The organism is bacterium (genome assembly GCA_040755755.1).
Lineage (GTDB): Bacteria > SZUA-182 > SZUA-182 > DTGQ01 > DTGQ01 > DTGQ01.
Genome location: JBFLZW010000032.1, coordinates 1 through 17,800 on the forward strand (window position 1 = coordinate 1; position 17,800 = coordinate 17,800).

Annotated in this window: 16 protein-coding genes; 5 read left to right on the plus strand and 11 right to left on the minus strand. The window is 46.1% G+C overall.

Going from position 1 to position 17,800, the window contains the following annotated elements:
- The 5 genes from AB1611_10945 to AB1611_10965 all read left to right on the plus strand — a co-directional run.
- Positions 1–1,428, plus strand: a 1,428-nt coding sequence (locus tag AB1611_10945) for a TIGR03013 family XrtA/PEP-CTERM system glycosyltransferase (GenBank protein ID MEW6380106.1), incomplete at its 5' end; no start/stop codon positions are given.
- A 299-nt stretch (positions 1,429–1,727) separates the two neighbouring features.
- Positions 1,728–2,576 carry a polysaccharide biosynthesis/export family protein gene (locus AB1611_10950; GenBank protein MEW6380107.1) on the plus strand — a complete coding sequence of 283 codons (849 nt, stop codon included), beginning with the start codon at positions 1,728–1,730 and terminating at the stop codon, positions 2,574–2,576.
- Between the two features lie 405 nt (positions 2,577–2,981).
- Positions 2,982–4,043, plus strand: coding sequence for an outer membrane beta-barrel protein (locus AB1611_10955; protein MEW6380108.1), 1,062 nt, complete (start codon positions 2,982–2,984; stop codon positions 4,041–4,043).
- Between the two features lie 79 nt (positions 4,044–4,122).
- On the plus strand, positions 4,123–5,643 hold the full coding sequence (locus AB1611_10960) for an XrtA system polysaccharide chain length determinant (GenBank protein ID MEW6380109.1): 1,521 nt from the start codon (positions 4,123–4,125) through the stop codon (positions 5,641–5,643).
- A 46-nt stretch (positions 5,644–5,689) separates the two neighbouring features.
- On the plus strand, positions 5,690–6,580 hold the full coding sequence (locus AB1611_10965) for a polysaccharide biosynthesis tyrosine autokinase (protein ID MEW6380110.1): 891 nt from the start codon (positions 5,690–5,692) through the stop codon (positions 6,578–6,580).
- Between the two features lie 24 nt (positions 6,581–6,604).
- Here the strand turns inward: AB1611_10965 and AB1611_10970 are convergent, their stop codons facing one another.
- From AB1611_10970 to AB1611_11020, 11 genes are all read right to left on the minus strand, one after another.
- Positions 6,605–7,987, minus strand: coding sequence for an NAD(P)/FAD-dependent oxidoreductase (locus AB1611_10970; protein MEW6380111.1), 1,383 nt, complete (start codon positions 7,985–7,987; stop codon positions 6,605–6,607).
- 139 nt (positions 7,988–8,126) lie between these two features.
- Positions 8,127–8,678, minus strand: coding sequence for a HEPN domain-containing protein (locus tag AB1611_10975; protein ID MEW6380112.1), 552 nt, complete (start codon positions 8,676–8,678; stop codon positions 8,127–8,129).
- A gap of 12 nt (positions 8,679–8,690) precedes the next feature.
- A complete protein-coding gene (locus AB1611_10980; protein ID MEW6380113.1) occupies positions 8,691–9,896 on the minus strand; it encodes a DUF262 domain-containing protein in 1,206 nt (401 codons plus the stop codon).
- Positions 9,897–10,121: 225 nt separating this feature from the next.
- Positions 10,122–10,373, minus strand: a complete 252-nt coding sequence (locus tag AB1611_10985; protein ID MEW6380114.1) for an acyl carrier protein — start codon at positions 10,371–10,373, stop codon at positions 10,122–10,124.
- A 72-nt stretch (positions 10,374–10,445) separates the two neighbouring features.
- On the minus strand, positions 10,446–11,687 hold the full coding sequence (locus AB1611_10990) for a beta-ketoacyl-[acyl-carrier-protein] synthase family protein (protein ID MEW6380115.1): 1,242 nt from the start codon (positions 11,685–11,687) through the stop codon (positions 10,446–10,448).
- Between the two features lie 116 nt (positions 11,688–11,803).
- Positions 11,804–12,817, minus strand: a complete 1,014-nt coding sequence (locus AB1611_10995; GenBank protein ID MEW6380116.1) for an NAD-dependent epimerase/dehydratase family protein — start codon at positions 12,815–12,817, stop codon at positions 11,804–11,806.
- 71 nt (positions 12,818–12,888) lie between these two features.
- Complete coding sequence (locus AB1611_11000) at positions 12,889–14,565, minus strand: fatty acid CoA ligase family protein (protein ID MEW6380117.1); 1,677 nt, start codon at positions 14,563–14,565, stop codon at positions 12,889–12,891.
- A gap of 7 nt (positions 14,566–14,572) precedes the next feature.
- Positions 14,573–15,484 (minus strand): alpha/beta fold hydrolase, encoded by a 912-nt coding sequence (locus AB1611_11005; GenBank protein ID MEW6380118.1) that lies wholly within the window; start codon positions 15,482–15,484, stop codon positions 14,573–14,575.
- On the minus strand, positions 15,478–16,533 hold the full coding sequence (locus AB1611_11010; GenBank protein ID MEW6380119.1) for a 3-oxoacyl-ACP synthase III: 1,056 nt from the start codon (positions 16,531–16,533) through the stop codon (positions 15,478–15,480). The genes AB1611_11005 and AB1611_11010 overlap by 7 nt, the downstream gene beginning before the upstream one ends.
- Positions 16,534–16,706: 173 nt before the next feature.
- A complete protein-coding gene (locus AB1611_11015; protein ID MEW6380120.1) occupies positions 16,707–17,249 on the minus strand; it encodes a hypothetical protein in 543 nt (180 codons plus the stop codon).
- A 59-nt stretch (positions 17,250–17,308) separates the two neighbouring features.
- Positions 17,309–17,800: hypothetical protein (locus AB1611_11020; protein MEW6380121.1), on the minus strand; the 492-nt coding region annotated here is incomplete at its 5' end.

Below are 17,800 nucleotides of genomic sequence, written 5' to 3' on the forward strand. Positions count from 1 at the left end.
TTTAGTCATATCGGGTCACGGGGAGGACGTATGTTCAGGTATTTGGAAAGACATTTTTCGAGAATATGGCTATTGGTGTTTTCCGTTGACTTCCTTATTTTATTGTCTGTTGTAGTTATGGCATTGAAAACAATAGCTGTCAGGCCAGGGAATACTGACATGGGGCGTATCCAGTTAAGCTATGCATATTTTATCGCTTTTATTCTGCTGAGTCTGATAATGCTTTTTATTAATGAACTTTACAGCATAGAGAAAAAATATCAGCCATGGTTGTTAGCATTTAAGTGTTTCATTTCATTTACTCTTGCCTCGTTTGTCTGTTATTTTCTGTTTCACCGGGTTCTGTTTCGCGAAATCTTGTTTCACTTTACCTGTACTCTCTCACTCATTGCCTGTGGATCGATTTTATGCTGGAGATTCATGTCTTACCGGATTATTCCCCGGATTAACCTTCAGCATAGGGTTTTATTTTGGGGAACCGATGAGCTGAATAAGGCGGTAGTAAGAGAAATATTAGCCGATGCTCATCCCAAGTTTAAAGTCGTTGGCTTTGTAGATAGCAACCCTGCCTTGGTAGGGAGTGTTATTATGAAGCAAAAAGTTTTAGGTCGAATTAAGGACCTTGATTCTATAATTAAAACAGAAAAAGTAGAAAAACTCGTTACCCCATGCTCCCAGGCCAGAGGAGATTTCCCAGCGGAAAATTTAGTCGATCTTAAATTTAAAGGGATCGAGGTCCTCGATGTCCATACATTTTATGAGCGGTTAAAAGGCAAAATCTTATTGAATGGCTTACGACCAAGTTGGCTGATATTTGCCCAGGGATTTAAGAAAAATAAATTGACAAAATTACAAAAGAGAACTTTTGACATATTGATTTCAAGTATTGGCTTACTAGTTACCTTACCAGTTTCAATGATCACGGCTTTACTTATTAAACTGGAATCAAAAGGCCCGGTCATTTATCAGCAAGAGAGGGTTGGTGAAGACGGCCGCATATTTAACTTATTCAAATTCAGATCCATGAGAAAAGATGCGGAACAGGATACCGGACCAGTATGGGCGGGGAAAAATGACCACCGCACTACTTTTATTGGGAAATTCATCAGGAAGGTGCGCATCGATGAAATTCCTCAAATGGTTAATGTCCTGAAAGGAGATATGAGCTTTGTTGGCCCCCGGCCTGAGCGCCCTTACTTTGTAGAGATGTTGAATAAAAAAATTCCCTATTATAATCAAAGACATTCTATCAAACCCGGTATAACAGGGTGGGCTGCTGTTAACTACAGCTATGGAGCCACTATCGAGGACGCTGTCGAAAAATTGCAGTACGATCTTTACTATATTAAGAATTACTCGCTATCTCTCGATGTGATCATTATCCTGAAGACTATTGCTACCGTCTTGGGAAGGAAAGGTTCAAGATGATTTTTGGGACCTGTACAAGGTCCGTTGAGCTTTTTACTTATGCAAGAGTACTTCCTGATTATGAAAAAGGATTCATAGGAAAAGAGTTAAGAAACATTTGGGATTGATTCTTTTTTAACATATTTTAAATATAAGTCAGAGTAATTGTAATAACCAAAAGCATATTTTTAGAATTGCGAATGGCCTGATATTTGCATGCAATTTGTCTGTTATTATCGGCTAAATAATGATTCAGAAAAGGGTAAAAACTGATTATTATTAACGATGATAACGATAAAAATAGTACCAGGAAGAGGTCAATGAAGGGAAATCTCCGTCATAAAGTAACATTCTTATTCTTATTCACTATTTTTGTATTATTATCATTTATAGATCTCAGGAATCTCCATGCACAAGATATTGATTACAGGATTGGAGCAGAGGATGTCCTCGCTATTTCTGTTTGGGAAAATGAGCACTTAAACCGTGAGGTGACGGTGAGACCTGATGGGAAAATTTCATTCCCCTTGCTGGATGATATCAAGGTAGAGGGGTTAACCGCTATGGAAGTCAAGGAAATAATTACCAAAGGGCTTACCCGTTATATGAGTAAGCCTGAGGTTACTGTAGCCATTCAGAAGATTGGCAGTCTCAAGGTCTACATAATGGGCGCAGTGAGCTCCCCCGGCATGTTGAGTCTGCAAAGGAAAACCAATTTACTCCAACTGCTTGCCATGGCAGGGGGCTTAACCCTGACAGAAAATGCCGACCTCGAAAAAGCTTACATCCTGCGGAATAATCAGCGTCTCCCGGTGAATTTTTCTCAATTGGTTGAAGAGGGTGATACAACTCAAAACGTTGATCTTCTTCCTGATGATGTTATTTATATACCGGATAGTTTTGCCAGGCGAATTACCGTGACCGGAGAAGTAAAAAGCCCGCAGACTATCAACTTTAAAAATGGTATTACTACTCTTGATGCAGTGCTTACGGCCGGAGGGCCTACTGAAGATGCATATTTAAATGGCACGATGGTTATCACGAAAAGGGCAGGAAAAGAAGAAACCTTAAAGGTCAAACTGAACGACGTAATGAAAAAGGGTAAGATGAAAGATAATCTGAAACTTGAAGCCGGTGATATAGTTATTGTTCCTGCCAGGGTATTTTAAGATTGGATTGTTCCGAGGGTTCCCCTTTTTACCAATGCCTCCTCACTGATCAGAATGGAAAGAAAAACAAAAGTAAAAATTTTTTTATTATTTTATTTACTTTTTCAACTCCATTCGATGCACCCAGCCGAAGCCATGAGAATCGGAGAAAATACCTGTTTAGCCAATATCGTGGTGGAAAGAGCGTATGATGATAATGTACTGCTAACCCGAGATACCAGAGCAGGCAGCTATATATCCACCATAAGCCCTGCACTATCCTTGATGAGAACAGCGGGAAAGATGGATTTAAGCATAAATTATAATGCTCGTTTGGCATTTTATGAGAGAAGATATGACAACCAAAATCAGCGCATTCACTCCGGAACCTGGAACTTTGGGACAAAGCCAATGAACAGATTGAGCATGGGTATCAAAGGGCAAGACACCTATAGCTCTTTGAAACGTGATGAAAGAGAGCCCCTGGTGGCGAGTAACACAATCAAGTTTAACGATTTTTCCGTCACTCCCTATTTTGAACAGGAAATTGGTAAAAGGCTTAAAACTACAATCAGTTATACCTTTTCAGAGAGGAAATACGACCAGGAAGATGAAAACCTGGAGGGCAGCAAAACCTATTGCGGGGCCATAGATCTTTACTATAACCTCAGCAGAAGTATTGCACTTGATGGAGAATATACATATACCCTCAATAATTTTACGGAAACAACTCCCGACCGCACAGAGCGGGAGATTGCCGCAGGGTTTACCTGGAAGAGGGGATCCGGAATACGGGCAAGTGGGAAATGCGGCTACGCCTGGGAAATGGAAGAATCAGGGCGAAGGAATAACCATCCGATCATGAATTCAACGCTTGACATTCACCCTTGGATAGGCACGATGGTCACCGCAACGTATAGTAAGTCGTCTTCTCACGCTTCCACGCATGATACGGAAAATGATTCTTTCATCTCTCATACCGCATCACTGAATATCAGGCACGATCTCCTGGGCCGGAAAGTTACGGTAAATTATGGTGGAACCTATAACCTGTCGGATTATGATTCAGTGGACAGAGAGGATAAATCATTGAGTGGAATCGTGCGAATAGACTGGGCGATGCTCAACTCAGTATTACTCTTCCTCAGCGGTACCTATAAGAGAGACCGCTATATTCATAACTTGACTGAGAGGAGGGATAAAATCTACGGCAGTGAAGGATGTCTGGAGTTAAAGGTATCCAAATCCACGACCCTGGCTTTGAGCGGCAGCTATACACAATCCCGATACCAACCTGATAGTTATCAGGTTAAGCTTTATGACAGGAGTGTTAAATTGGCCTACTCTCTCAATAAAAGTACCCTTTTTGAAGCTGGATATCAATGCCTGGAAAGTGTATCAGATGACCAAAAGTTACAGCCCTCTGAAGAGGACAGAGCCAATTACCAGAGAAAGAGATGCAGTGCTGCTTTAAGGACTAATTTTTAACGAAAAAAATAAGGAACAATACCCGACCATGCAAGGATCATTCGATAAAGACAGGATAAAAATCATCACAATAAGGTATTTGAACATAATATCATGCAGGAAATATTTATTTTTCAGCATATTTGCATCGATCACCATTATGAGCATAATTTATAGTTATACCGTAAAAAAGAAATATGTCTCATCTGAAACCATACTGGTTGAGAAAGAAAAAATAATTAACCCCCTCATGGAGGGTTTGGCAGTAACTCAAAGTCCTGAAGAGCGGTTAAATACGATCAAGCAGCTTCTCTTAAGCAGGAGCAGGTTGCTTCAGGTTATAAAAAAGCTGGACCTTGATTTACCTGTCAAGACACAATTGGAATTAGAAAAATTAATTGAAGAAATGAGAAAGGCTATAAAGATAACTGTTACGGGCAAAAACCTGTATCTTATTTCATACGAAGGAGACACGCCGGAGGTTGCAAAAAATGTGACCAGTACTATTTGTGATCTTTTTATCGAGGAAAATCTGGGAGAGACGAGAGGTGCAGCTCATGAAGCATTTGCTTTCATAGAGAATCAATTAAGTATTTACAAACGCAAACTGGAAGATTCAGAAACTGCGCTGCGGCTGTTTAAGGAGGAAAATCTGGGGCAGTTGCCAGATGAAGAAAACATCAACATGAGCAAGCTAGCAGAATACCAGGATTTACTATCGAGAGCTGAAAGTGAGCTTAAAGAGGCCCAGTTGCAAAAGGATCTGTTAACGAAACAACTCTCGGGGGAAAGCCCTCTTATTTTAACTTCCAGTTCCAGCAGTAATAATTCCCTGGAATCCCAACTGGTTCAATTGAATGCTCAATTAAGCACTCTATTAACTCGATATACTGAAGAGTATCCCGACATCATTACCCTTAAGGAGCAGATAGAGAAAATAAAGCAAAAAATCTCGGAAGCAGCCGAAAGCAAAGATAAAAGTCTGTATTCCGAAACTAAAGAAGAAATAACGACTGAATCAGTGAATCCGATCTACCAAAAGCTCAGAGAGGATTTAGGCCGTGTTAACATTCAGATAAATTTGCTGAATTCGCGCATAGCTGAATGTAAGGAAAAAATAGAGCTCTATTCAGCCAAGGTCAAAAGCATTCCTGCTCAAGAGCAGGAGTTGATTCGGTTAAATAGAGGGTATGATGTTAATGCATCGATCTACAAGACCCTGCTCAGCAAATTGGAAGAAGCCAGGATTTCCAGAGAACTTGAAGTTCGTGAGAAAAGTGATAATTTCCAAGTGATTGATGCAGCTCAGTTACCTCTGGTGCCAAGTAAGCCTAACAGACCTAAATTTATACTCGTTGGGGGGCTTCTTGGTTTGCTTGCAGCTTGCTCGGTAATTTATTTACTTCAGTATATGGACAGCTCTATTATCGATCAACAGGATGCCAGAGAATACTTTAAATACCCTATCCTGGCTGGCATTCCTTTTTTACCCAGCGATGAGGACAGAAAGAAAGAGAGAAGAAATAATTTTCTGTTTTTTTCACTAGTCGGCGTATTCAGTATCTCAATCCTAACTATAGTCATCAAGGAATTGATAGGTACCTATATATTGATTAAATAATCATTCATAAACTTTCTGCATAATATTTTAAGAGAAAATGAAATTTATGAAAAATATGCTGGAAAAAGTTTGGCAAAGAAAACATAACTATTTAGAATTAAGCAATATTATCCATATTGAAAAATTAGTAAACAACATTATTCAGACCGAAGAATTGACTAATAAGGAAAATTTATTACCAAGGCAAAACTTGCCGTCCTTGGATGATCAGAAAAATGACCAAGACCTCAGTGACCATCTCGTTGCGTTGTGGGAGCCAAGCTCTATGGCATCAGAACAATATCGAGAATTGAGAACACGGATACTCGATGCATCCCAAAAGGATGGAAAAAGAGTCTTCCTGATATCCAGTGCGATTAGTGGTGAGGGAAAGACTCTGGTAGCGACCAACCTGGCCATATCGTTAGCCAGTGGGGTTCATGAAACGGCACTGCTGATAGATGCTGATCTCAGGAATCCGAATGTGTCTTGTATGCTTGGCCTTGAAAAAACTACCAAAGGGCTGGCAGAGTATTTAACCGACGGAGGTAATTTATCGGATTTTATTACCAGAACTTCAATCCATAAACTGAACGTGATAACCTCCGGTTCGCCACCCCAAAATCCTTCTGAACTGATAAGCTCTGAGTACATGTCTAATTTGGTCAAGGAGGTAAAACATCGTTATAATAATCGCTATATCATCATAGATGCTCCCCCTCTCGTCCCGGTAACTGATTCGGTCGTCCTCTCATCCCTGGTAGATGGTATTATTATTGTTGTTAAGGCATTATCTACTCAGAGAGAAATTGTGGATAATGCTCTTGCCAAAATAGAGGCAAAGGAAAAAATTCTCGGATTGGTCATTAATTACTGCAAAGGTAATATACCTTATCCTTACTATAAGTATTACAATAAGGACAACAACAACAACAATAATAAGCATTGTAAAACCTGAAGAAACAATGATGGGTAAACAAAATTAATACAAAACCCATCGGTTGGCTATGGTAATGCCGCTGAGCAAAGCTCCGACAATCCCCACCAGCCCCTGATCTGTGCCACAAATAAAAAGATTTCTGATATCTGTCCGGCCATCGTTCACCTTGTCCGGCGATCCATAGACCGCACCGTTTTGTCTGCCGGTAAATCGCTGAACCGTCCTGGGAGTAAAGGTGTCCTGGGCTGCGATATGCTGCCCAAGTCCGGGAATAAACCGTTCTGCTCTCTGTACCGACTCGTGCAGGCAGCACTTTTTCTGCATCTGGTATTCCTCCTCCCCCAGCCTGTTCCAGAGATCGAAATTGGCCAGATGGGTGAGACGGATTATTCCTTCGGGCATCGGCTCATTCAATTGGTAATTATTGGGACAGCAGATCACACCGCTTGACAGATCAATCAGGGTATCCGGCTTCCGGTAGACAAAGTTTTCAGTGTCATTGGAGAAAAGAACCGTGTCCTCAAACTCGAGGGACTGTAAAGGTAAACAATCAAGCAGCAGAACGGATTCAACAAAGGTTAACTCTCCCGGCTCTGGCTCTCTGGCTCCCGCAGGCCAGGAGGAGCACAGTGCCCGTGTTTCGGGAATTCCGATACTTGAGATGATGACTTTGGCCCGCATCATCCGGCTATCAGCCAGGTGAATCTCAGCTACCTGGTCACGATGAATGTGGAGTTTGTGAACCCTGCACCCCGTTCGCAGCTCTCCACCGGCATCCCGGAATTTATCAACCAGTAGCTGAAGCACCTGCCGCATGCCATGCCGCGGGCGGGCAAATCCTTCATTAAAGATACTTCTGAAGAGAATGGAAAATTGGGCAAAGTCCATGTCATCAGCCCTTGAATTCCCGTAAAACATCACCGGGCACAGAAGCATTTCAATCAGGAGAGGGTCGGACAAGAATTGCTTCAGGGCCGTTCGGGCGAAAACCGATTCTCCTCCTCGTGAGAGGTCATCATACCCGGCTAAAGAGCCGGTAAGTTTTAAAAAGCCATCAACCTGGCTGGGGAACTTATCGGCGATTTCCTGGATCAGGAACTGAAAATCATTGGTAAATGCCAGTTCCTTCTCCGGAAAAACGATGCGGGAAATCCGCTGAGGGCAGAGATGGAAATCATCATAGGATAGCCGAAGCTGTCGCAGTATCCTGGTCAGAGGGGCTGATTTTGCCGATCGGGGCACATAGTTGGTCATAGCATGCAGGCCAACGTCCAGGATACGCCCCTGAAAAGGAAAGAAGGAATTCAATCCCCCTGCCCTGCTGTGTTTTTCCAGGATGCAGACCCGCCGGCCAAAATGGGCCAGCCGGATCCCCGCAGCCAGGCCGGACAGCCCGGCACCGATGATGACGACATCGTAATCCATTATGCTTTTTCACTTCTTTCCATTTTACTGAGCACCCTCTAGCACTAACTTTTGGAAAAAATATTGATGTCAATCCTGGTTATTAACCTAATTAAGGCGATGGAGAGGGTCAAGTTTTACAGAAATCTACTTTACCTAATTAATCTATCTTACTATTTATATTATTTAGATATACACGCAGTTTTTTAGGAAATGCATCAACAAATAGTAGAGCTTTTTTGTAAAGATCATAGATCTCTTGTACAGTTTTATCCATTGGAAACGTTGCGTAATTTTGGTGAACCAATTGGTTTCGAACCTGACCTAATTCTACAAAAGCACTAATCGAAGCTTGGAGTTCAGTGTCCTTCGCGATTTCTTCTCTCATAAAATCCTTAAAACCACTTCCAAATAATCCAAAAAACGCATTAGCATTCCTTGCATCCCACTGAAAATACGTATGATACTGGCGTTCGATAGCCTTATTCTTTAAAAATTCAATGAGAGGTTCTGCAGCCCTAGCTTGTTCTTCTGCAAATTCTAAAATGTGATTCTTAATTAAATACTCAAAGTAACTAGCTATAGATAACAACAATGTTTTTCTAAAATTACTATCAAAATTACTCCGCAAAGAGATTTCGTCATGTCTTATCAGATATTCATCCAGGACTTGATTTTCCTCATACAGCGTGTCAATGATAGTCTTATCCATTTTTCAGAATACCTATTCTATCTCAATGATCTCTTTTGCTCGTTTCAATCTATCTAAGACATTTTTTCTATTAGTTGTTTTCCCTTTTGCAACTAATAGGAAATCTTTATCCTGCTTCAAACGGTCTAACGATTCTGGCTTTACTTTTCCAGGAATTAACTGTCCTTGTTGATATGGTGAACTACAAACGGCGTTAAACACCGATTCAAATATTGTAATACTGAATTTATTTGCTGTGGTAAGAAAAGCATTTTTAGGCAATCTTGAACAACTGGATAGAAACGAAGTAAATAGTGATTCAAAATAACTTATTTCACTTGAACTTAATCGTTTTGCATCCCTTGCGAAGCCATTGAGAAACTTCATCATCGAGGGATTATATTTATTACCATCAGGCAACATGGCAAAGCTTCGAAGCAAGATTTCAATATCCTTCATATGAAGATCTACTTCAGGAATTCTAAGAAAATCACGCCATTCACTTTTAGTATTTACTCGAGAAAGCATTTTGAAAAATTCAGCATGATGCAGACTCATTCGGATTTCCTGAGCGGTTAAATTAATACCCCCAGAGTTCAGGCGATTAAAAATCTCGTAAATAGCCGAATCATCGTCCTTTGGTGAAATTTGCTTCACAATTACGTTTCTAATTGTGCGGAGATCGAAAGTAGTTTTATATTCACCTAGTGTTGAATAATTTAGTCCATTAAACCTATTGGGTTTATTGGGTAACTGTTCAGGAAGACAAAGGTTAAAATTTATAAAATATTTATCATTATGGAGTATATCATTAGGAATTCCTCCATGTTCTTCGAAAATAGTTCGCAATTCGGACCTTTTCTCTTTTAGGGGGAATCTTTGTTTAATGAAATAATAGATAGACATTAATCTCTGTTGGCCGTCTATCACCAAAAAACTATTTCTACCCTCTTCATAAAGAAAAATTTGAGGTACAGGAAGGCCCATAATAAGTGATTCAATCAGTTTTGATGCACGCTTATGATCCCAAACATAGTTCCTTTGAAAACCGGGAACCTTCACGGCTCCAGATTCTATGAAATTAAAAATAGTCAATATATTGAAATCATTTGGTGACGAAGTCAAGTCATATTGATCAATAGGATATTCTTCCCTTTCTTCTTCACTACCGTCTTCGCACCAGTCAAGCAGTTCTTGCTCTTTCTGGCCTTCAGAGTTCATACAGTTTTCTTCCATCATTTTCTATATCCTCTTTTAAGGTTTAAAGAGTCTATGGCTATTTAAGCACCTATCCCACAATGTAGCCGCACTCTCTAGAATACGTATATACAGGCTCTTATACCTTTCTTTCGACCATGTTTGGCAGTAAGAGTTTTTTGAGATAGACCCTTATTCGAGCTGCAAACATCTGAAGACTGAAGCTTCAACCATAACCCGAAACTCGTAACCAGCGACTTGAGTTTCTTATTTGTCTTTGAGCCAGGGTTCCAGATAGGCCGCGCAGCTATTCAACGTAGCCAGATTCTGATAGTCTTCCTCCGGGACCTCCACCTTATACCGCTTCCGAAGCTCCATGATGATATCCAGAAAATCCATGGAGTCCAGGTTTATCTGGTCCCTGATGCGCACATCCGGATCAAGCTGGTTCGTATCCTCATCCGGAACAATTTCGGATATGATGTCTAAAACTGAGGCCTTAATCTCTTCTTGAGTCATAGTATCTCCCTCTTTAGTTATTCTCCCTGAATTGGCAGCAGGTTATTCACTGATCACATCACGATAGTTGTATCATTTTTCAAACCGTTTGACAATCACTACGGAATTGATGCCGAGCATGCCAAAGGAATTATTGAGGATATAATCAACTCTCTCAACCTGCTGAGGCTTCATGGTGATCATGTTCTTCATACTGCATTCCGGATCCGGATTTTCCAGATTGATGGTTGGATGGATGATTGAATCCTGAAATGAGGGCAGGTTCCCGGCCAGCTCCAGAGCACCGGCAGCACCCATGGTATGGCCGATATAACTTTTCGTATTATTGATATAGGTTTTCGGACTTTGGCCAAAGACCCTCCGAATGGCCCTGGCTTCCTCGATGTCCCCCACGGGAGTGGCTGTAGCATGACTGCTGAGCAGATCGATTTCATGCGGGGCAATATGGGCCCTTTTCAGGGCCAGTTCCATGCATTCGGCCTGCCGCTCTCCGCTGGGAAGAACAAAATCCAGGGCATCAGAATTTATGGCATAGCCAACGATCTCACCATAAATATGGGCTCCCCTCCTCATGGCATCTTCCAGGCGCTCAAGGGTGCATATGCATCCCCCTTCGGAGACCACAATGCCGTTGCGGTCCCGGTCAAAGGGACGGCAGGCTCTGGTCGGATCTTCATGACTGGCCAGGGCTCCCTGACTCCTGAAACTGGCAAAAATGCCAAAGGTGTGAATGCTTTCGGATACCCCTCCTGCCAGGGCCAGGTCTACCTCGTCCAGCCGCAGCATCTGCACTCCCTGGATCAGACCGCAGTTACCTGCTGCACAGGCGGCACCCAGGGTATAGTGCGGCCCGGTAATGCCCATGTTCAGTGACAGTTCACCAGCCGGATTGTTGGCCACGGTCCGGGGATTGTGGTGATGAGTCCAGTACCGAAGGTCATAGTCAAACTGCTGGATGTTATAAATTTCATTTTCCGTTTCCACATTGCCATGTTCGGTAATACCCAGATAGATCCCCACTCTGGACTTATCTATCCGGGCAAAATCAAGATCTGCATCCCTGACCGCCTCATGAGCACAGTAGATCGCTACAGCCCCGGCCCGTGTCCCTCGCCGGGCTTCCTTTCTTTTTTGATATTTCAACACATCGAAGTTACAGACCCCGGCCAGGACCTCACCCATATACCTCGTCTCAAACTTCCGGACTCCGGATTTGCCTGCCATGAGGCTCTCGCGGTATTCCTTCAGGGAATTCCCGTTGGGCGCGGTTAATCCGATTCCGGTAATAACGACTCTTTTTTGATTATCAGACATTTTTTTCTCTACTCGGAATTATCTGCATAATAGGTGGTGGGAAATGTTAACCAGCAGATTAATATAACATTAGAAAGCCCGCTCTGGCAAGAGAAAATCCCGTTTTTTCCTTTTCCTTATTCCTGCCGTTTCTCTTCCTCCGGTCTGGAATACCAGGCCACCAGCCGGTTCAATCCCTCTGCCATACTGACCTGGGGTATATAACCCAACCGCTCTCTGGCTTTGGAGATATTGAAATAATGCGATGTCCCAAGTTGTGAGGCTAAAAACCTGGTCATGATCGGCTCTCCCTTGAGATGAAAGAGCTGATAGTATTTCTCCGTGACCCGGCCGATCTCCCGCGCCAGAACTACCGGTATGGACCTTCGGATCCCCGGAATATCCATTCTCCGGAGAAACTGATCGATCCAGGCCCACAAGAGTACCGGCTCTCCCTGGCTGATGAAGAATGCCTCGCCAGCCACCGGTGATGAGGGGGCCAGTCTGTCGGCGGCCAGAAGATGTGCCTGGGCCACGTTTTCCACATAGGTCAGATCGACCTTGTTCGTGCCGTTGCCCACCCTCATCAGCTTTCCCTTCCTGGCCCGGTCAAGCAGCCTGGGGATAAGGTTGGTGTCTCCAGGCCCCCAGACAAGGTGAGGCCGAAGGGCTGTAGTGCTCAAGCCCGCCTGGCCGTTGGCCTTGAGGACCATCTGCTCGGCCATGGCTTTGGTTTCGGGATAGGGGCAAAGGTACTCCTTCGGGTAGGGAGCGGTCTCATCAAGGTCAATCTGATCAGCCTGGTCAAAAACCACACTGGGCGAGCTGGTATACACAAGCCTTGGCACCCCATGCTTTTGACAACCGGAGATGACATGCCGGGTGCCGATCACATTGGCCTGATAAAATTCCTCCCACGGTCCCCATATCCCGGTCAGGGCGGCAACATGGAAAACACAGTCAATACCCTGGCAGGCATCCTCCACGGTCTGCCGGTGGCAGATATTCCCCTGGATGGTTTCTACTCCAATCTTCAGGAGATCGGGATATTTTCGCCTGCCCAAAACCCGAACCTGATCCTTGCGCTCAACCAGCTTTTTAACTATCCATTTGCCGATAAATCCGCCCCCACCAGTTACCAGGGCTCTCATGTCATTTCATCCTTTCTCATGTGCCGGGGAACTGTCCATAAGTAACTTGCCCATTTGCTTTTCTCTGTGTCTCAGTGTCTCTGTGGTGTCCTTTGTATTTTCTTTTGCAGTTGCCCCCCGGCCCAGACAGCCAGCTTCTCCCGGAAGATCTTGGCATTGTGGCGAATATCAACCGGGAAAGCAGGATGAAATAGAAAACTCTCTATCTCCCTGGTCAGGGGGTTCTTCTGACCAAGATCCCACAGCTCACCCGTAAATCGCCTGATCTCAGCTTCACCCCCCGGCATCTTTCCATGGTGAGGTTCCACGATGATGACCGGCTGCTGATCCGGTCTTTTCCCGACCCCGACCAGAGCGGTGCGAAATACATCGGGGTGCTGGTTAAAAATGGCCTCACAGGGAATAGTAAACAGGGTTCCTTTTGGCGTGATCACCCGATGGGCCATGCGTCCGCAAAACCAGAGCCTGCCTTTGTCATCCAGGTATCCGACATCTCCCATACGGTGCCAGATTCTTTGACCATCGAAGATCTTGGCCAAAGCCGTAGCTTTTTTCCGATTGTAGTATTCGTGGGTCACCACCGGGCCGCAGACCACAATCTCTCCAATCTTCCCTCTGGGAAGCTCCCGCACGCCCTCCCAGGTTGGAATTTCATCCTCGCTGATCTCAATAATCTTTACGCCGATGGAGGGAAGGGGCAAACCAACGCATGTCCCCGCTCCGGCCTGTGTTCCCGCTTGCGTTTCCTCCAGGATTTCCCGTCCGCTGATCGACGCCACCGGCAGGGATTCCGTGGCCCCATAGGGAGTGAAAGTATCGGCACCCTCTCCGAGTATCCGGGTAAAGCGGCTCAGGATGTATCCGGGTACCGGAGCCCCAGCCATGAGAATGCGCCGCAGGGAAGGAAGCTGGATTCCCTCCTGCACACAGTATTCTGTAACCCGCCTCCAGATGGCCGGAGAACCGAAGCTGTTGGTAACTCCATGATCCTGGATTGCTTCGACGATTTTTATCGGATCGACCTGAGCAGGTCTTGTCGGATCCATAGCCGGGATAACACAGGTCATGCCCATAGCTGTACTGAACAGGGCAAAGAGGGGAAATCCGGGCAGGTCCACTTCTCCCTCCCGGATGCCGTAATGCTGCTGAATCAATCTTACCTGGGCATCGAACATGCCGTGACAATATACCACCCCTTTCGGGCTTCCCGTACTGCCCGTGGTGAAGAGAATGGCGGCCATATCTGTATCGCCGGTATCCGCAACCTCATAAGGCTTCCATTCCCGGCAGCGGACATGGTCAATAGTCGGGCCGCCCAGGGGACATTTAGGGCCAACCGTTACCGAATAGCGCACACTCTGGAAGTGCTTCCGGTAAAGGAGTCTGGCCAAATGGACCAGGGGGATGGCCACCAGGGCTTGTGGCTCCACTGAAGCGATGCAGTTGAGCAGGTTTGATTTCCCCATGCCCGGATCGATCAGGATCGGGACTGCTCCTATCTTAAAGAGGGCAAAGGTCAGGGCGATAAACTCCAGGCTGGGCTTGACCATCAATAATACCCTCATCCCTTTTCGAATGCCCAGCCTGGTGAATCCGTGGGCATAACGGTCAGATTCCTCATTCAATTGCCGGAACGTAAAATGGGTGTAGGAAACCCTGCCCCGGCCATCCCGGGTATGAGGAAAGACCACTGCCCGCTGAAAAGGCACTTTGTGAGCCATTTTTGGCAAGTATGAGGCAATATTCATGGGAACATCATCCGTTTTTTACCCTGCCAACCGTCAAAAATTCTCTCACCATCGGGAGTATCCGCTCATGAGCATCTTCTACAACATAATGTCCTGCATCCTCGAATACATGAACACGCGCTTCTGGAAAGATCCTTTGCCAGGTCTTCAAAAATGACCGATCGAAGCAAAAATCCCTGCCTCCCCACAGGATCAGCACCGGCCGGTCGCGAAATTCCGGAAGCCGCTCCCCGATAGCCTCAACGAGCGGGTAGCTCCGGTCTTTGGGGCGCATGGGAATATCCTGGACAAAACACCAGTTGGCAATCCGGTTTTCATAGCTTCTGTAGGGAGCCAGATATCCTGCCCTGACGGCGGGAGTCATTCGCTCACGATGCTTGCAGGCAAGGTAAATGGCCAGACCGGCAAAGACATTGAACCTGCGGATAGCCAGGCGGCCAAAGACCGGTATCCGGCAAAGACCAATCTGCCAGGGCATTCTCGATGACAGGAAAGCGGCCGTATTGAAGATAATCAGCCGCCTGATCTTGTGAGGGTGGCGAACCGCATATCCCATACCGATGGCTCCTCCCCAATCGTGCAGGGCCAGAGTGATATTTTCGAGGTTCAGGGTTTCCATCAGAGCTTGCAGGTTGTCGATATGCTGTTTCAGGGTATAGGGATACACCTGCGGCTTATCGGACAGGCCGCAACCCATATGGTCCGGCACGATAATCCGGTAGGAGTCGGCCAGCCCCATGACCAGATGCCGGTAATAAAAAGACCAGGTGGGATTGCCATGAAGCATAACCACCGGCTCACCCGCTCCCTCGTCAAGGTAATGGTAAGCATGCTCTCCAAGGCGAAGAAAACGGGAATAAAAAGGGTAAAGCTCTTTGAACGGCTTGAGGTTTACCTGCTCCACGTCTCTTCCTACCACTCGACTCCCAGCATGCAGCAGCTGATGCCGCTTCCGATGCCCAGGAGTGCCGCCCTTTGCCCGGCTTTCAGCAGGCCTTTATCAATTCCGATTGCCATAGTTGCCGGCAGGGAAACCGAGCCCATGTTCCCCAAATATTCGACTGTGGGATAATCTTTATTCATATCCAGCTCAAGACTCGCGAACAAGGCTCTTCGATGGGCTGTACCCACCTGGTGACAGAAGAACCGGTCCACATCTTCATTGCTCCATCCAAGGTTGTTTTTAGCATCAGCCCAGGTTCTGCTGGCCACCAGACATCCTTCCTGCAGGAGCCTTTCCGAATCGGTTTTCATTGTCGGCTGGCTGTCCGAATCAAGGGCGCTGTCTGCGCCTTCGACGCCCCCCCGGCATAAGCCGTTGTGCCGGGAAGCAGTGCGGCTTGCCCCGCCCAGGAGCCTGTGGCCGGTTTTGGAGATATCAGTGTGCGTCAGAATGACCGCTGCCGCGCCGGAGCCGATAGTCAGAGAAGCGAAGGCACTTTTCAGCTTTTCTCTCGTTGGAGCTGGATCAGAAAGAAGCCGGGCTATGGTCGTCTCGACCAGGGGGCCGCCGTGCTCTCCGGCTACTACCATTCCGGCTGATATCTCTCCCGATTCTATCAAGCTGGCCAGAATGACCATACCATTGATAAATCCCAGACAGGCGTTCGACAGATCAAAGACCAGGGCAGATTCGGGAATGCCCAGGGCATGATGAACGACTGTGGCTGTAGCCGGCTCCAGGAAGTCACGGCTGACTGCGGCGTGAATAAGGCATTGCAGTCGGTCTCTGGTGAGAGATGTCCTCTCGAGAGCCTTTTCTCCAGCCTTGATGCTGCCCTCACTGGGCAGGGTGCCTCTGTTCCAGAAACGGCGTTCTCTGATTCCGGTCATCAATTCCAGCCGGCCATAGGGCAGTTTCAACTTATCATATAGTGGCGACAATTTCTGCTCCACTTCGGCTGAAGTCACGATATTTTCAGGCAGTACATAGCCAAAGGCTTCGATACAGACATTGTGAAAGCGCATCTTCCGGCTTCTCTTTCCTCTTTCCGGGTTTTGCTGTTTGACTGTAGAGGGACAAGGTGGGGAAAGTATAATCAAGAATTCTGAGAAAATCAAGGAATGATTCAGTGGTGAAAAGATACTGTGCCAGGGAGAATTGCTGTCCTCCCTGGCACAGTTGACTGACTCAAGAGTGCCTAGATAAGCAGACTGCTTATCAGCGAAGCGAGACCGACAGCAGTTGCAGTAGGAGTTGTGGGAATGATTGTCGGTGCAGTAGTGATTGCCGTAACAGGAATAGCAACCGTAGCGGGTGCAGTCGGAACGGGAGCAAAAGTAAGCCCGACAAGGCTTAACGGTGTAAAGGTAATAAGTGGAGCCAATGGCGTGGTAACTAAAACGCTCGCTGGAACAGTTGCGGTAACCGGAACCGTTGGAACCAGGGTTGTAACTCCAACTCCAACGGCAGTGACTGCGGGAGCAGTGGGCACAACAGGAGCAGGAAATAGGGTAGCAGTGGTTAATGGAGCATGAGCAGTCCGGTAGGGACCAATTCCAAATGAAGATAGAGCAGGAGGCGCAAAGGGAACAAAGCCAAAGGGGCCGATTCCTGCCAGCGGGTTAAAATACGGTCCGAAGGGGCCAAATTGAGCACCCGCTCCGGGAACAAGCGCCAGTACCAGGAAAAGCATGATACCGGCCAGGAATACATTTTTCTTGAATAACTTTCCTCTATTCATACCTATCCTCCTTATCAAAGGGGATCTTGTTGACCTTGATTACTGCCAGAAGATCCTTATCAGGGAACAAGGGGTCCCAATCCCAGAATGAGTGCCGGGGTCAGCAGTGATTGCAGCGGAGGAGGAGGATTGAGGAGTGCGGCAAAGATCGGATAACTGGCCAGGGTCCCTCCCTGCAGAATCTCATAGGCAACGGCATAGGCCGGATAGGCATTGATAAAGGCATTGTTGGCTACCGGCACATTGTTGGTCAGCCAGCTTGTGGCTGTGGGCAGAAGAAGGCTCCAGCCCTTGATCAGCGAAAGATTGATCGGGACGGGAAGGCCGGTAATCGGATCCTTAAAATAATCCGGCGGCCAGGTATCAATACCATATAGGGGATCATAATAGGCCATACCCAGTGGAGTGTTGTACAGCAGCCAGGGATAGGTCTTGCGCGGATCCCAGGTCAGACCGGGCTGTACGGGCAGAACGGTGCTCGGCTTGAGGTTACTGACAATCGGGGTGGGAAGTCCGGTCAGAGGATTAGTCGGCGAAAGAGGCGGAGACCA

Coding starts and splice junctions, on each gene's coding strand:
- AB1611_11015 (MEW6380120.1), bottom strand. CDS start 17,249: ATGAATAGAGGAAAGTTATTCAAGAAAAATGTATTCCTGGCCGGTATC.
- AB1611_10990 (MEW6380115.1), bottom strand. CDS start 11,687: ATGTCTGATAATCAAAAAAGAGTCGTTATTACCGGAATCGGATTAACC.
- AB1611_10965 (MEW6380110.1), top strand. CDS start 5,690: ATGAAAAATATGCTGGAAAAAGTTTGGCAAAGAAAACATAACTATTTA.
- AB1611_10995 (MEW6380116.1), bottom strand. CDS start 12,817: ATGAGAGCCCTGGTAACTGGTGGGGGCGGATTTATCGGCAAATGGATA.
- AB1611_10985 (MEW6380114.1), bottom strand. CDS start 10,373: ATGACTCAAGAAGAGATTAAGGCCTCAGTTTTAGACATCATATCCGAA.
- AB1611_10950 (MEW6380107.1), top strand. CDS start 1,728: ATGAAGGGAAATCTCCGTCATAAAGTAACATTCTTATTCTTATTCACT.
- AB1611_11010 (MEW6380119.1), bottom strand. CDS start 16,533: ATGCGCTTTCACAATGTCTGTATCGAAGCCTTTGGCTATGTACTGCCT.
- AB1611_10975 (MEW6380112.1), bottom strand. CDS start 8,678: ATGGATAAGACTATCATTGACACGCTGTATGAGGAAAATCAAGTCCTG.
- AB1611_11000 (MEW6380117.1), bottom strand. CDS start 14,565: ATGAATATTGCCTCATACTTGCCAAAAATGGCTCACAAAGTGCCTTTT.
- AB1611_10970 (MEW6380111.1), bottom strand. CDS start 7,987: ATGGATTACGATGTCGTCATCATCGGTGCCGGGCTGTCCGGCCTGGCT.
- AB1611_10955 (MEW6380108.1), top strand. CDS start 2,982: ATGGGTATCAAAGGGCAAGACACCTATAGCTCTTTGAAACGTGATGAA.
- AB1611_10980 (MEW6380113.1), bottom strand. CDS start 9,896: ATGATGGAAGAAAACTGTATGAACTCTGAAGGCCAGAAAGAGCAAGAA.